This is a genomic window from Wenzhouxiangella sediminis (assembly GCF_003410055.1).
GTDB lineage: Bacteria > Pseudomonadota > Gammaproteobacteria > Xanthomonadales > Wenzhouxiangellaceae > Wenzhouxiangella > Wenzhouxiangella sediminis.
The window spans coordinates 99,579-113,764 of record NZ_QUZK01000051.1 but is presented as its reverse complement, the minus strand read 5'-3'; the positions used below and the strand labels follow the sequence as shown (position 1 = coordinate 113,764).

Sequence of the window (14,186 nt, the reverse complement as noted above, 5' to 3'; positions counted from 1 at the left end):
AACCAACGAACCAACGAACCAACGAACCAACGAACCAACGAACCAACGAACCAACGAACCAACAAACCAACAAACCAACAAACCAACCACCCATGGACTGGAAAAAGCGCCAACAATCCGACCCCTACGTCAAGCGGGCTCGCGAGGCAGGGTACCGCGCGCGGGCGGCGTTCAAGCTGCTCGAGCTCGACGAGAAGGACCGTCTGTTCCGGCCCGGGCAGTTCGTGGTCGACCTGGGCGCCGCGCCCGGCAGCTGGTGCCAGGTGGCGCTCGAGAAGGTGGGCCCCCGGGGGCGGGTGGTGGCGCTCGATATCCTGCCGATGGACCCCATCGAGGGCGTCGTCTTCATCGAGGGCGATTTTCGCGAGGACGAGCCCCTGGCGGCGCTGGAGGACGCCATGGGCGGCCGCCGCGCCGACCTTGTCCTGTCCGACATGGCCCCCAATATCTCGGGTATCGGACCGGCCGACCAGGCGCGCAGCATGCACCTGGCCGAACTGGCCGCGGCGTTTGCCGACGATTGGCTCGACGACGCGGGCACGTTCGTGGTCAAGGTCTTTCAGGGGGAGGGCTTCGACGCCTTCCTGGCCGAGTTGAAGCAGAAGTACGCTGTCGTTCGTATCCGCAAGCCGCGGGCGTCGCGGGCCGAAAGCCGCGAAGTCTACATCGTGGCCGGCCGGCCGCGGCGTTGAACGCAGCATTGATCGCATTGTCGTAGAATCGGGCCCAATGGACGGCGCCAATCGGAGACGAGCATTTTGAGTGATTTTGCCAAGAACCTGGTGATGTGGATCATCATCGCCGTCGTGTTGATGAGTGTGTTTCAGCACTACTCCCAGCCTGACGCGCAGCCGCAGGAAATGAACTACTCGCTGTTCCTTGAAAGAGTGCAGAACGGCGAGGTCGACAGCGTCGTCATCCAGGAAGGCGCGGGCGGCAAGACCATCACGGGCCGGACCAGCAGCGGCCAGGAATTTCGGGTCATGGCACCGCGCGACGACGGCCTGATCAAGGACTTGCTCGACAACGACGTCCAGATCGACGCGAAACCGCCCGAAGGCCGGTCCATCATCGTCGACATCCTGATCAGTCTCCTGCCGGTGCTGGTCCTGGTCGGCCTGTGGGTCTACTTCATGCGCCAGATGCAGGGCGGCGCGGGCGGCCGCGGCGGCGCGATGAGTTTCGGCAAGTCGCGCGCCAAGCTGCAAGGCGAGGACCAGGTCAAGGTGACCTTCGGCGACGTGGCCGGCTGCGAGGAAGCAAAGGACGAAGTGACCGAGCTGGTCGATTTCCTGCGCGATCCGGGCAAGTTCCAGCGCCTGGGCGGCCATATTCCCAAGGGTATCCTGATGGTCGGCCCGCCGGGTACAGGCAAGACCCTGCTCGCCCGCGCCATCGCGGGTGAGGCCAAAGTGCCGTTCTTCTCGATCTCCGGCTCCGACTTTGTCGAGATGTTCGTCGGCGTCGGCGCCTCGCGCGTGCGCGACATGTTCGAGACTGCCAAGAAGCACGCTCCCTGCATCATTTTCATCGACGAGCTGGATGCCGTCGGACGGCAGCGTGGCGCCGGTCTCGGCGGTGGTCACGACGAACGCGAGCAGACGCTCAACCAGCTCCTGGTCGAAATGGACGGTTTCGAAGGCAACGAAGGCATCATCATGATTGCCGCCACCAACCGTCCGGATGTGCTCGACAAGGCACTCCTGCGCCCGGGCCGCTTCGACCGGCAGGTCGTCGTGCCGTTGCCCGATCTCAAGGGCCGCGAGCAGATCATCAAGGTGCACATGCGCAAGGTGCCGCTGGGCGACAGTGTCGATGCGCGTGTCATCGCCCGCGGTACACCGGGCTTCTCGGGCGCCGACCTGGCCAACCTGGTCAACGAAGCGGCCCTGTTTGCCGCCCGCGAAGACTGCAAGTCGGTCGAACAGCGCCACTTCGAGCTGGCCAAGGACAAGATCATGATGGGCGCCGAGCGCAAGTCGATGGTGATGTCCGAGGACGACAAGCGCCTGACGGCCTATCACGAGGCGGGTCACGCCATCGTCGGCCGGATCGTGCCCGAGCACGACCCGGTCTACAAGGTGACCATCATTCCGCGCGGCCGGGCGCTGGGCGTGACGATGTTCCTTCCCGAGGAAGACAAGTACAGTCTGAACAAGACGCAGCTGGAATCGCAGTTGGCCAGTCTTTTCGGTGGGCGCGTGGCCGAAGAACTGATCTACGGCAAGCAGAAGGTCACGACCGGCGCCTCGAACGATATCGAGCGCGCCACCGACATCGCCCGGAGCATGGTGTCCAAGTGGGGGCTTTCCGACGAGTTGGGGCCGCTGTCCTACGATGAGAACGAAGACGAGGTCTTCCTCGGCCGATCAGTGACGCAGCACAAGAACGTGTCGGACGAGACGCACCGCAAGATCGACAAGGAAATCCGCCGGATTATCGACTCGGCCTACGACCGGGCGAAGCAGATCCTGACCGAATACGACAAGCAGCTTCACCTGATGGCCGACGCCCTGATGCGCTACGAAACCATCGATTCGAAGCAGATCGATCAGATCATGAACGGTGAAGAGCCCGATCCACCCGAAGGCTGGCACGACAGCGAGCCGCCGAGCGGCGGCGACGGCGACGACAAGGGCGAACAGCCGTCGGGACACCCAGCGCTCGGGTAACTACTGGTTTTTTGGTTCTTTGGTTCTTTGGTTTTTTGGTTGCTCGAGGGCATTAGGCTTTCGGCTTGAACAAGGCGGCTAAGGCGTCGCCCTCAAGCACCAAAACACCAAAACACAAAAAGACCAAAACACTAAGCGTCAGCTTGTTCGCCGTCCAGTAGCGCCCGCTTCCGCTCGATCCCCCACCGATAACCCCCGAGCCCGCCGTCCGCGGCGATGACGCGGTGGCAGGGCACGATCACCGCGGCCGGGTTGGCCCCGCAGGCCTGGGCCACGGCCCGGGCGCCGCCGGGCAGTCCGACCTGGCGGGCGAGTTCCCCGTAGGTCATGGTCCGGCCGGCCGGAATCTGCTGGAGCGCCGCCCAGACCTTGCGCTGGAATACGGTGCCGTGAAGATCCAGGGGCAGTGTCCCGGCCGGTTGCCGCCCCCGATCGATCAGGGAGACTACGGACTCCAGCGTTGCCGCGAAGTCGCGACCGGCCCGGAACCGCTCGGCGCGGGGGAAGCGCTTGGCCAGTTCGGTCGTCAGCGCTTCGTCGGAATTGCCCAGCAGAACCGCGCACAGCCCCTTGGCGGTCGAAGCCACCAGGATCCTCCCCAGCCGGCACTCGGCCGAGCCGAAGCGGATGGTTTCGCCGTCCGCGCCGCGCGCCAGCTTCGACGGCGCCATGCCCAGGCCGTCACGAGCGGCCTGGTGTGCGCGGCTCGACGATCCCAGTCCCGCCTCGAAGGCGGCCTCGGTCACGCTCGATCCGCCGCGCAGGAGCTCGCCGAAGCGCTCGATCCGGGCGTGGCGCAGAAAGCGGCCCGGGCTCATGCCGAGGCAGCGGCGGAAGACGCGCTGGAAATGGCCGGGGCTGCAGCCCGCCAGTGCGGCCAGGTCGGCCACGGAGACGTCGAAGTGCCGGTCGGCGGCGGCTCTCAGGGCGGTGGCCAGGTTCTGCGCTTGGCGGTCTGCGTCTGTCATGGACGGAAGCATATCGCCGCTGGCGCGATCGCGCATTCCGTTTCGTGACACTTTCGCGTTGCGGGAGCGGAAGACGGAGGCAACGCCGACGCGATAAAATGCCGGGCTGGATTTCAAGCTTCCGAGATGATGGCCGAATCGCTCGAACATCGCCTGCAAGAGGCGCACGCGACGGGAAGACCGCTGGTGATGGGCGTGGTGAACGTCACGCCCGACTCCTTTTCCGACGGCGGAGAATTCCTGGCGCCGGACCGGGCCGTTCGGCACGCGCTGGAGCTCGTTGCCTCCGGTGCCGATATTCTCGACGTCGGCGGCGAATCCACCCGCCCGGGCGCCGAACCGGTCGGAGAGTTGGAAGAACTGGAGCGCGTGCTGCCGGTGATCGAGGGCATCGTCGCGGCGACGGACGTCCCGGTCTCGATCGACACGGCCAAGCCCGGGGTGATGCGCCGTGCCGTGGCGGCGGGCGCTTCGATGATCAACGACGTCAATGGCCTGCGCGGCGAGGGGGCGATCGAAGCGGTGGCCGAGCTTGAAGTGCCGGTCTGCATCATGCACATGCTCGGCGAGCCGCGCACGATGCAGAAGAATCCCCGCTACGATTCCGTCGTCGACGACATTCGGGACTTCCTGCGCGAGCGCGTGCTGGCCTGCGAGGCCGCGGGTATCCCGGGGTCGCGAATCGTGCTCGATCCCGGATTCGGTTTCGGCAAGACGCTCGAGCACAATCTGGAGCTGCTGGCCCGCCTCGACGAGGTCGTCGCCCTTGGCAAGCCCGTGCTCGTGGGCATGTCGCGAAAGTCCATGCTCGGTAAGCTTGCCGGGCGCGAACGTCCGGCCGACCGCGTTGCGGCTTCGGTGGCCTCTCATCTGATCGCCGCGCAGAAGGGCGCCGCCGTGGTGCGCGTGCACGATGTCGCCGAAACGGTGGATGCGCTCAAGGTCCTGCAGGCCGTCGGAAGTGCGGTCAAAACCAGATAGAATCGAAGGGGGTTTGTGACCAGATGGCAGCAATGAAGTATTTCGGAACCGACGGCATCCGCGGGCGCGTCGGCGAGCCGCCCATCACGGCCGATTTCGTGCTCAAGCTGGGTTGGGCGGCCGGGAGCGTGCTGGTCGAGGCGTTCGGCGAGGATGCCACCGTCGTGATCGGCAAGGACACCCGGATTTCGGGCTACCTTTTCGAGTCGGCCCTGGAGGCGGGTTTCTCCGCCGCCGGCGTGGACATTCTCCTGCTTGGCCCGATGCCCACACCGGCCGTCGCGCACCTGACGCGAAGCATGCACGCAGCTGCCGGCATCGTGATCTCGGCCTCGCACAACCCGTTCGAGGACAACGGCATCAAGTTCTTCTCGCGCGAGGGACAGAAGCTCGGCGACGACCTCCAGTCCGCCATCGAGGCGCGGCTCGATGAGCCCTTCGACCAGGTCGGCCCGGAGCGTCTGGGTAAGGCCCGGCGCATCGACGATGCCGTCGGCCGCTACGTCGAGTACTGCAAGGGCACCGTCACCTGGGGAACGCGTTTCGACGATTTGAAGATCGTCGTCGACTGCGCCAACGGTGCGACTTATCGCATTGCGCCTGAAGTCTTCCGTGAACTGGGTGCGGAGGTGATCAGCATCTTCGACCGGCCCGACGGGCTCAACATCAACCGCGAGTGCGGCTCGACGCATCCGGGCAACCTGGCACGCATGGTCACGGCCGAGCGCGCGGACCTGGGCGTGGCCTTCGACGGCGACGGGGATCGCGTCGTCATGGTCGATCATCGCGGTGAGCTGGTCGACGGCGACCAGATTCTCTACGTCCTCGCTGACGCGCGTCACGCCGAGGGTGGCGTCCAGGGCGGCGTGGTCGGCACGGTGATGAGCAATTTCGGTCTCGAACAAGCCCTGGCCGAGCGCGGCATCGATTTCGTGCGCAGCGCCGTCGGTGACCGCCACGTCCACGAAGCGCTCGTCGAGCGCGGCTGGGTGCTCGGCGGGGAGGCTTCCGGGCATATCCTCTGCCTCGATCGCGCGACCACCGGCTGCGGCATCGTCAGCGCCCTTCAGGTGCTCGAGGTCGTCGCCCGCAGCGGTCGCCGGCTGGCCGACCTGACCGCCGGCATGACCAAGTGCCCGCAGGTGATGATCAACGTGCCCAGCGGCGGCAACGGCCGTGCGGTTCTCGACGGTAACGCGGACATCGACTCGGCGGTTCGCCGCGCTGAAGAGGCGCTCGGCGGCAAGGGCCGCGTCATCCTGCGCCCCTCCGGCACCGAGCCGGTGGTTCGGGTAACGGTCGAAGGCTTCGACTCGCAACAGGTTCAACGGCTGGCCGAGGAACTGGCCGGCTCCGTCCAACAGGTACTCGCTCCATGACCACACACGACACCGGCATTCCCGTTCTTTCCCTGGCCGACTTCGACGGCCGAAAAGGCGACTTCAGCGATCGGCTCGGCCGCGCCTGGCGCGAGTTCGGTTTCGTCGGCATCACCGATCACGGCATCGACCAGCAGGTGATCGACGATGCCTACGACGCGTTCCGCGAATTCTTTGCGCTGCCCGAAGAAACCAAGCTGCAATACCACCAGCCCGGCAAGGGCGGCGCCCGCGGCTACACCGGCTTCGGCGTCGAGCATGCCAAGGGGCGCGACGTGCCCGACCTCAAGGAGTTCTGGCACGTCGGACGCGAAATCTCCGACGAAGCCAATCCGCACCCCGACATCCTGATGCCCAACCTCTGGCCCGACGAGGTGTCGGGATTTCGCGAGCGAGCGCTCGGGATCTACGAAGCGCTCGAGAGCGTCGGCGACCGTGTGCTGTCGGCCGCGGCCTGCGATCTCGGCCTGGAGCCCGACTGGTTCGCCGACAAGACCAACTACGGCAATTCCATCCTGCGCCCGCTGCACTATCCGCCGATCGACAATGCGCCGGAAGGCGCAGTGCGCGCGGCCAGCCACGAAGACATCAACCTGATCACGCTGCTGGTCGGTTCACGCGAGCAGGGTCTGGAGATCCTCACCCGGGACGGCCGCTGGATCGCCGTGACGACCCTGCCGGGCACCATCGTGGTCAACGTCGGCGACATGCTGCAGCGCTTGACCAACCACGTCTATCCGTCGACCACGCACCGGGTGGTCAACCCGCCCGGCGAGGCGGCCAAGCGCTCGCGCTACTCGATTCCCTTTTTCCTGCACCCCAACCCGGATTTCGTCATCGAGACCTTGCCTGGCTGCGCCACGGAAGACAATCCGGATCGCTATGAGCCAATCGCCTCGCACGATTACCTGCTCGAGCGACTGCGCGAGATCGGTCTCCTGAAATAGGGGTCAATTGTCGCGGCCGCAGTAGGCTTCGGGGTCGAAGCGCCGAAGGCGGCGCCTGAAATCAAAGGTGAAGCCCGGCCAGATCGTGGTGTTGCGCCCGCTTGCCGGATGCAGGTACCAGCTGCTGCAGCCGCCCGCGTTCCAAACCGATCGCGACAGTCGCCGCTCGATCCAGTCGTTCCAGGCTTGCTCGGCCTCCTGTTTCACCTCGAGCGGCTCGCCGCCGGCTGCTTGCAGGCGGTCCAGGGCCGAGAGCAGATAGCGGATCTGCGATTCGATCATCAGCAGCACCGAGCTGTGGCCCAGGGCCGTGTTCGGGCCGAGCAGGATGAACAGGTTGGGGAAGCCGTGCACCGTGGTGCCCTTGTAGGCGGCCGGACCCGTGCGCCATTGCCGTGCCAGGTCGCGGCCGCCGCGGCCGGTGATCATGCCCTTGGGCACGGGCTCGGTGGCCCGGAAGCCGGTCGCCAGGATCAGGACGTCGACCGGGTGCGCCTTCCCGTCCGCATCGACCACGGCACTTTCCGTCACGCGTTCGACGGCCCGGTCGACCAGGGTGACGTTGTCGCGGTTGAAGGTGGGGTAGAAATCGTCGGAGAGAATGACGCGTTTGCAGCCGATATCGTAATCGGGCCTGAGCTTGTCTCGCAGCAGCGGATCGCGGACCTGGCGCCGGCGGTGGCGGTTGGCCAGCCAGCGATGACCCGCCGCCATCCAGTGCCAGCGCATCAGGGCCGGTACGCGCAGCTCGTTGCGCGCCCAGATCGCGAAGCGAGCCATTTTCAGCGCCAGGGGAAAGCGTCGGAATAATTTGCGCCTGACGGGTCCGATCGGTCGGTCCCGCCGCGGAATGATCCAGGCCGGTGTTCGCTGGAAGACGGTCAGGTGCCGTGCCTTGCGGGCGACTTCGGGCACCAGTTGCGCCGCCGACGCGCCCGTCCCGACCACGCCGATCCGCCGGTCCTCGAGATTCAAATCTCGAGGCCACTGCTGGGAATGCACCACGCGTCCTTCGAATTCATCGAGGCCGGGCAGGTCGGGCCAGGCGGGCCGCGACAGGCCGCCCAGGGCGCTGACCAGTACGTCGGCGGTGCATTGCAGGCCGCGGCCGTCGGTCAGTCGCCAGCGCTTCGCATCGTCGAGCCATTCGGCCCGCACGATTTCGGTGTCGGTCTGCAGATGCGGTTCGAGTCGATGCTCGAACACCAGGCCTTCGAGGTAGGCCTGAATTTCGGCCCGCGGCGCGAAATGCCGGGTCCAGTCCGGGTTGGGCGCGAACGACAGGGAATACAGCCGCGAGGGCACGTCGCAGGCGCAGCCGGGATAGCGATTGACCCACCAGGTGCCGCCCACGCCGTCGGACTTTTCGAAGATCCGGAAATCGCGCTCGCCGCGCTGTCGCAGGCGAATGGCCGCACCGAGGCCGGCGAAACCGGCGCCGATGATGGCAATGCGGTAGTGGTGGCTGCGCTGGGAGGGCATGGCAGGTTTAAGTGGTCCTGTCGGGCCAAGATGGCGTCAGCCGTTTTCCGCCTGATTTTTCACATGAGGAAAAGGCGGTAACTATTTGTTTAAAAACAATAGAAGACTTCATGTGAATTCTAGATGCGCGCCACGCGGCCCTGACCTTTGGCCGCGTCGCGGATATGTTCGGAGAAAGCCTGGCGGCTGGCGGCGGGGACGGTGACGATCAGGGTGACGCCGTCGGTGTCGTAGTCTTCGGAGAGTTTTTCGCCGCCGAATTCGGACAGGGCGTGGTGGGCGGCGCCGACGAACTCGAAGGGGAGGTTCAGGCGCAGCCGAACCTTGGGCACGATCGGGGTGCTCTCCGCGGTGCGAAGCGCCTCGTTGGCCGTGCCGCCGTAAGCTCTCGCGAGGCCGCCGGTGCCGAGCTTGGTGCCTCCGAAGAAGCGGGTGACGACCACGACGGTGCGGTCGTAGCCCTGGCTCTCGATGGCCTGCAGGATGGGTCGGCCGGCGGTGCCGCCCGGTTCGCCGTCGTCATCGAAGCGGTAGTTGTCGCCAATCAGCCAGGCCCAGCAGTTGTGGTTGGCGGTCGGGTCGCTGACCCGTTCGATGAAGGCTCTGGCCGCGTCCTCGTCGTCGACCGGAGCGGCGTGGGCGATGAAGCGGCTCTTCTTGATTTCGGCCTCGTGCGTGACGGGCCCGATCAGGCGATGACTCATTCGAGGCTGGCGTCCCGGGGCGCCGTCACAACCTCTGCGTCGAGTTCAAATTCATCCATCAATATATTGATTTTCTTGCCTTTGATAAATCGGTTTCTCTCGGTCATGGCCTGGCCTTCCGGGTCCCTGATCACCGCATAGCCACGCTCGAGTACGGCCAGCGGGCTGACGTTGTTGAGCGAGCGGGCGACGGCCGCCACCTGCTGCTCGCGTCGTTCGAGACTCTGGGTGGCGGCCCGGACGAGTCGGGTGCGCAATGTTGAGACCTGGAGATCGAGCTGTTCGAGTTGTCGTCTCGGGTGGCGGGCGAGCAGTCGGCTCTCGAGTCCCTGGAGCTGCCGCTGGCGGGTCTCCAGCCGCCGCTTCAGGGCAAGTTCATTTCGCCGCGACAGTTCTGTTTGACGGCGCGAGAGTTCGTCCAGTCTCCTTTCGGGGTGTTGCTGGCGCAGCCGGCCGTCGGCGTGGTCGAGCCGCTGCGTCTGGCGCTGTACCGTCTGCTCGATGGCCCGAGTCAGGCGTGATTCGCTGCGGCCGAGCTGGACGAGCAGTTCGGGGCCGTCCGGTGTCGCGGCCACGGCGGCGGCCGTCGGCGTCGGCGCGCGGTGGTCCGCGACAAAGTCCGCGATCGTGAAGTCGGTTTCGTGGCCCACGCCGCTGACCACGGGCGTAGCGCATTCGTGGATGGCGCGCGCCAGGCCTTCGTCGTTGAAAGCCCACAGGTCCTCCAGCGAACCGCCGCCCCGAGCGAGCAGGATCACCTGGCCGAATCCTTGCCGGTCGGCGGCGCGCAGCGCCCGGATCAGCTCGGCCGGAGCAGCCTCGCCCTGGACCTGGCTGGGGTAGATGCGCACCCGTGCCCTCGGCCAGCGCCGTTCGAGCGTCTGCAGGATGTCGCGCACGGCTGCGCCCGAGGGCGAGGTCACCACGCTGATGCGCTCGGGCCAGCGTGGCAGGGGGCGCTTGTGCGCTTCGTCGAACAGGCCTTCGGTTTCGAGCTTCTTCTTCAGCGCCTCGAAGGCCTGGGCCAGCGCCCCGGCGCCGGTCTCGAGCATGCCGTCGGCGATGAGCTGGTAGTCGCCCCGGGGTTCGTAAAGGCTGAGGCGCCCGCGCACGAGCACCTGCATGCCGTTTTCCGGCCGGAAGCCCATGCCCATGGCGTTGCCCTTGAACAGGGCGCAGCGGATCTGGGCGCGCTGGTCCTTGAGCGTGAAATAGAGGTGGCCGGAAGGCGGCCGGGCGAGGTTTGAAATTTCGCCCGACAGCCACAGCCGGGGAAAGCCGGCTTCGATGTGAAGCCGGACTTCGCGATTCAGTTCGGCAGGCCGATAGACGCGGGTTTCGGGTCCGGGGGCGGCGAGTGACATGGGGCCGGATTATACCGTCGCTCGGAAGCCGCTTCGTCGACCGGCTTGAGCAGGCCGAGGAAGCGGCGGGTCGAGGCGTCCCAGGAGAATCGCCCCGCGAACTCGGCACAGCTGTCGCCGTCGACCGACAGGGCCCGGAAAACCGCTTCGCGCAGGTCTTCGTCGAGCGCACCGTTGCCGCCGTCGGTGACCAGGTCGGCCGGTCCCGGCACCGGGAACGCCGCCACGGGGACACCGCAGGCCATCGACTCGAGGATGACCAGCCCGAGCGTGTCGGTCCGGCTGGGGAAGACGAACACGTCGGCCGAGCTCATCAGCCCTGCGAGCTCCTCGCCGTGGCGGTATCCCAGGAAGTGGACACCGGGGTAGCGTTCGCGCAGGGCGGCCAGGGCGGGACCGTCGCCGATGACGACCTTGGCGCCCGGCAGGTCGAGTTTCAGGAAGGCCTCGATGTTCTTCTCGACCGCCACGCGGCCCGCATAAAGGCTGATCGGTCGCGGCAGTCGCAAGCGGTCGCGTTCTCGGGGCCTGAACACCTGCGTATCGACGCCGCCGGGCCACACGTGCAGGTTCCGGAAGCCACGCTCGGTCAGCAGGGATTTCTGGGTGGGCGTGCGTACGAAGGTGCGGCTCGCGCGGGAGTGGAACCAGCGCATGTAGGCGTAACTCAGGCCGAGCGGCACAGGCGCACGCATGCGCAGGTATTCCGGGAAGCGCGTGTGATACGAAGTCGTGAAGGGCAGGCCGTGGCGGCGGCACCAGCGGCTGGCGGCCAGGCCGAGCGGGCCCTCGGTGGCGATGTGGATGGCGTCGAAGGGGCCGCCGGTCATGGCTTCGCGAATCAGCTTGCGCGGGCGCAGCGCCAGGCGGATTTCCGGATAGCCCGGGCAGGGCAGGGTCCGGCCGGCCGGCGAGAGCACCGTCACCCGATGGCCCAGCTCGGCCAGTGCATCGCGGGTGCGCTCGAGCGTGCGCACGACGCCGTTGACCTGGGGTGCCCAGGCGTCGGTGACGAGCAGGATGTTCATGCGGCTTTGACGGCGTCGGGCGTCGGAGAGGTCTGACGGCGCGGCGGCAGGCGCTTGACCACTTCCTGCACGTCGCTGGAGCGGATCAGTTCGATCGTGCCGTCGTGGTGCTCGATCAGGGCTGTGCAGCTTTCCACCCAGTCGCCGCAGTTGAGATAGATGACGTCCTCGCCCACGGCGATCTCCGGGCGATGGATGTGACCGCAGACCAGACCGTCGACTTCGTTCTTCTCGGCCGAGCGCCGGACGGCCTCCTCGAAGTTGGACATGAACTTGACGGCCTTTTTCACGCGCTGCTTGAGGTAGGCCGCCAGCGACCAGTGATCGCGGCCCATCTTCGTGCGCACCCAGTTGACCAGGCGGTTGAGCTTGAGCAGGCCGTCGTAGAGCCTGGAGCCGATCAGGCCCAGCAGCGGTGAACTGACAACGGCCGCGTCGAACTGATCGCCGTGCAGCACCAGCAGTCGCCGACCGTCGGCGGTTTCGTGAACGATTTCGTTGATGAGCTCTATATTGCCGATGGTCATGCCGTCGTAGTGGCGCATGGCCTCGTCGTGGTTGCCGGGCACGAAGACCACGCGGGTGTCGTGCTTGGCCTTGCCGAGCAGGGAGCGGATGACGTTGTTGTGACTCTGCGGCCAGTAGCGCTTCTTCTTGAGATACCAGAAATCGACGATGTCGCCGACCAGGTAGAGCGTCTCGCAACGCATCTCGCGAATGAAGTCGAGCAGGTAATCCGCGCTGCACCCCGGGAACCCCAGGTGCACGTCGGAAATCCAGATCGTGCGCACGTTGCGCTTGAACGGAAACGGGTTGCGCTGTGTCATGTCGCCACCTCGGCAAGGATGTGACTGCAGGCTAGGGTCGGCCCGTGGCAGCCCGGTGACAGGCGCTTGACGAAACCGTGACGGCGTTGGAGACTGGCCGGCGTTCCCCAGACTGTCCGGTACGATTCTGCCATGTCACGCCGCTTCCTGCTTCTGCCCCTCCTGCTGCTGTCTTCATCTGCGCTTGCCGGTCAACCCGGCGCCATCGTCAACGCGCGCATTCATACCCTCGACCCGGAGCAATCCCTCGCCGGCGCGATGGCCTGGAACGCCGAGGGAAGCATCGTCTACCTGGGCGATGCCGAAGGTCTCGCGGCCGAGCACCCGGAACTGGCGGCGGTCGATGCGGGCGGGCGCACGATCCTGCCGGGCCTGATCGACGCGCACGGTCACGTCATGGGGCTGGGTTTTGCCCGCCTCCAGGCCGACCTGACCGGCGCCGACAGCATCGACGAGGTGATCGGGCGACTGCGCGAGCACGCCCGGCAGCTGCCGGAAGGCGCCTGGCTGACGGGGCGTGGTTGGGACCAGACGCTGTGGCCCGGGCAGGCTTTTCCGACCGCGGCCGACCTGGACGCGGCCTTTCCGGAGCGTCCGGTTTGGCTGGTGCGCGTCGACGGACACGCCGGTTGGGCCAATTCTGCGGCGCTGGAGGCCGCCACGCGCGAACTCTCGGGCGATTGGCAGCCGCAGGGTGGCGACATCCGCCGCGACGAGGGCGGCGAGCCCGAGGGCGTGCTGATCGACACCGCCATGCGTTTCGTCGAGGAGACCGTTCCGGCGCCCAACCGGGCCGTGCGCGAACGGGCCTTCGACCTGGCCCTGGCCGAGATGAGCCGTTTCGGCGTCACCGGTGTCCACGACATGGGCGTGAGCCTGGAGAACTTCCGCATGTTCCGCGAGCGGGACCGGGCCGGTAGATTGCCGGTTCGCATCACGGCCTTCGCCGACGGCGACGAAGCGATGCTGGACTGGCTGTGCGAGAACGGCCGCCATTCGGGAGAAAGGCTGAAGGCGCGCTCGGTGAAATTCTATGCAGACGGAGCCCTGGGCAGCCGGGGCGCAGCGTTGCTCGCGGACTACAGCGACGATCCGGGCAACAGCGGCTTGCTGTTCCTCTCCGACGAGGACATGCAGGCGCAGGTCGACCGCGCCCTGGGTTGCGGCCTGCAGCTGGGCATCCACGCCATCGGCGATGCCGCCAACCGGCAGGTCATCGACGCCGTCGCGTCGGGGCAGGAAAGGCATGCCGGAAATCCGGGCCGTCATCGCATCGAGCACGTCCAGATCATCCACCCCGACGACATTCCGCGTCTGGCCGAGAACGACATCGTCGCCAGCATGCAGCCCATCCACGCCACATCGGACATGCGCTGGGCCGGCGAGCGCCTGGGAGAGGAGCGCCTCGAAGGCGCCTACGCCTGGGCGACGATGCTCGAGCACGGCATCCACCTGGCGTTGGGCTCGGACTTTCCGGTCGAGCCGGTCAACCCGTGGCTGGGTATCCACGCGGCCGTGACGCGCCAGCGCGACGGCCTGCCGCCCGGCGGCTGGCGTCCCCAGGAGGCCCTGCCCCTCGAGCAGGCCCTGCGCGGCTTCACCGTCGACGCGGCCCGTGCCGGTTTCGCCGAGAGGGAGGTCGGCAGCCTGGCCATCGGCAAGCAGGCCGACTTCATCGTGGTCGACGCCGACCCCTTCGAGGCCGAAGCCTCCGAGCTGGCCGACATCGAGGTGCTTCGAACCGTCGTTGGCGGGGAGACCGTTTTCGAGCTCTCCGATCTGCGTTAATCTGCGAGATCTGCGTTTTCATCCTTCCCACAAAGCGGGAGTGCAC

General features: G+C 66.6%; 12 protein-coding genes. 6 read left to right on the top strand and 6 right to left on the bottom strand.

What is annotated here, in order from left to right:
- The first annotated feature begins 92 nt into the window (after positions 1 to 92).
- On the top strand, positions 93 to 692 hold the full coding sequence (locus DZC52_RS14295) for an RlmE family RNA methyltransferase (protein ID WP_116651821.1): 600 nt from the start codon (positions 93 to 95) through the stop codon (positions 690 to 692).
- Between the two features lie 66 nt (positions 693 to 758).
- Entirely contained in the window at positions 759 to 2,672 is a 1,914-nt protein-coding gene (ftsH, locus tag DZC52_RS14290; RefSeq protein WP_116651820.1) for an ATP-dependent zinc metalloprotease FtsH, read from the top strand.
- Between the two features lie 131 nt (positions 2,673 to 2,803).
- On the opposite strand, the gene DZC52_RS15875 is transcribed toward ftsH, so the two are convergent.
- Complete coding sequence (locus DZC52_RS15875; RefSeq protein ID WP_181918966.1) at positions 2,804 to 3,640, bottom strand: methylated-DNA--[protein]-cysteine S-methyltransferase; 837 nt, start codon at positions 3,638 to 3,640, stop codon at positions 2,804 to 2,806.
- Positions 3,641 to 3,769: 129 nt separating this feature from the next.
- Here DZC52_RS15875 and folP point away from each other — a divergent pair, with 129 nt between their 5' ends.
- From folP to DZC52_RS14270, 3 genes are read left to right on the top strand one after another with little or no spacing between them, the layout of a single operon-like run.
- Positions 3,770 to 4,621 carry a dihydropteroate synthase gene (gene folP / locus DZC52_RS14280; RefSeq protein WP_220338399.1) on the top strand — a complete coding sequence of 284 codons (852 nt, stop codon included), beginning with the start codon at positions 3,770 to 3,772 and terminating at the stop codon, positions 4,619 to 4,621.
- A 32-nt stretch (positions 4,622 to 4,653) separates the two neighbouring features.
- On the top strand, positions 4,654 to 6,000 hold the full coding sequence (gene glmM, locus DZC52_RS14275; protein ID WP_245960836.1) for a phosphoglucosamine mutase: 1,347 nt from the start codon (positions 4,654 to 4,656) through the stop codon (positions 5,998 to 6,000).
- On the top strand, positions 5,997 to 6,947 hold the full coding sequence (locus tag DZC52_RS14270) for an isopenicillin N synthase family dioxygenase (protein WP_116651816.1): 951 nt from the start codon (positions 5,997 to 5,999) through the stop codon (positions 6,945 to 6,947). The genes glmM and DZC52_RS14270 overlap by 4 nt, the downstream gene beginning before the upstream one ends.
- Before the next feature lie 3 nt (positions 6,948 to 6,950).
- On the opposite strand, the gene DZC52_RS14265 is transcribed toward DZC52_RS14270, so the two are convergent.
- The 5 genes from DZC52_RS14265 to DZC52_RS14245 all read right to left on the bottom strand — a co-directional run bounded on the left by DZC52_RS14265 (position 6,951) and on the right by DZC52_RS14245 (position 12,352).
- Entirely contained in the window at positions 6,951 to 8,429 is a 1,479-nt protein-coding gene (locus DZC52_RS14265) for a flavin-containing monooxygenase (protein WP_116651815.1), read from the bottom strand.
- Between the two features lie 119 nt (positions 8,430 to 8,548).
- Positions 8,549 to 9,133, bottom strand: coding sequence for an IMPACT family protein (locus tag DZC52_RS14260; protein WP_116651814.1), 585 nt, complete (start codon positions 9,131 to 9,133; stop codon positions 8,549 to 8,551).
- Positions 9,130 to 10,497: an exodeoxyribonuclease VII large subunit gene (gene xseA / locus DZC52_RS14255; protein ID WP_116651813.1), complete on the bottom strand. Its 1,368-nt coding sequence runs from the start codon at positions 10,495 to 10,497 to the stop codon at positions 9,130 to 9,132. Before xseA ends, DZC52_RS14260 begins: the two co-directional genes overlap by 4 nt.
- The gene (locus DZC52_RS14250) at positions 10,443 to 11,525 is read right to left on the bottom strand and encodes a glycosyltransferase family 4 protein (RefSeq protein WP_116651812.1); all 1,083 of its coding nucleotides are present in this window, start codon (positions 11,523 to 11,525) and stop codon (positions 10,443 to 10,445) included. Before DZC52_RS14250 ends, xseA begins: the two co-directional genes overlap by 55 nt.
- Positions 11,522 to 12,352: a UDP-2,3-diacylglucosamine diphosphatase gene (locus DZC52_RS14245; RefSeq protein ID WP_116651811.1), complete on the bottom strand. Its 831-nt coding sequence runs from the start codon at positions 12,350 to 12,352 to the stop codon at positions 11,522 to 11,524. Before DZC52_RS14245 ends, DZC52_RS14250 begins: the two co-directional genes overlap by 4 nt.
- A gap of 132 nt (positions 12,353 to 12,484) precedes the next feature.
- On the opposite strand from DZC52_RS14245, the gene DZC52_RS14240 reads away from it, so the two are divergent.
- Positions 12,485 to 14,140: an amidohydrolase gene (locus DZC52_RS14240; RefSeq protein WP_116651810.1), complete on the top strand. Its 1,656-nt coding sequence runs from the start codon at positions 12,485 to 12,487 to the stop codon at positions 14,138 to 14,140.
- The last annotated feature ends 46 nt before the right edge of the window (positions 14,141 to 14,186 follow it).

Coding starts and splice junctions, on each gene's coding strand:
- DZC52_RS14265 (WP_116651815.1), bottom strand. CDS start 8,429: ATGCCCTCCCAGCGCAGCCACCACTACCGCATTGCCATCATCGGCGCC.
- DZC52_RS14295 (WP_116651821.1), top strand. CDS start 93: ATGGACTGGAAAAAGCGCCAACAATCCGACCCCTACGTCAAGCGGGCT.
- folP (WP_220338399.1), top strand. CDS start 3,770: ATGGCCGAATCGCTCGAACATCGCCTGCAAGAGGCGCACGCGACGGGA.
- xseA (WP_116651813.1), bottom strand. CDS start 10,497: ATGTCACTCGCCGCCCCCGGACCCGAAACCCGCGTCTATCGGCCTGCC.
- DZC52_RS14260 (WP_116651814.1), bottom strand. CDS start 9,133: ATGAGTCATCGCCTGATCGGGCCCGTCACGCACGAGGCCGAAATCAAG.
- DZC52_RS15875 (WP_181918966.1), bottom strand. CDS start 3,640: ATGACAGACGCAGACCGCCAAGCGCAGAACCTGGCCACCGCCCTGAGA.
- DZC52_RS14245 (WP_116651811.1), bottom strand. CDS start 12,352: ATGACACAGCGCAACCCGTTTCCGTTCAAGCGCAACGTGCGCACGATC.
- DZC52_RS14270 (WP_116651816.1), top strand. CDS start 5,997: ATGACCACACACGACACCGGCATTCCCGTTCTTTCCCTGGCCGACTTC.
- DZC52_RS14250 (WP_116651812.1), bottom strand. CDS start 11,525: ATGAACATCCTGCTCGTCACCGACGCCTGGGCACCCCAGGTCAACGGC.
- glmM (WP_245960836.1), top strand. CDS start 4,654: ATGAAGTATTTCGGAACCGACGGCATCCGCGGGCGCGTCGGCGAGCCG.
- DZC52_RS14240 (WP_116651810.1), top strand. CDS start 12,485: ATGTCACGCCGCTTCCTGCTTCTGCCCCTCCTGCTGCTGTCTTCATCT.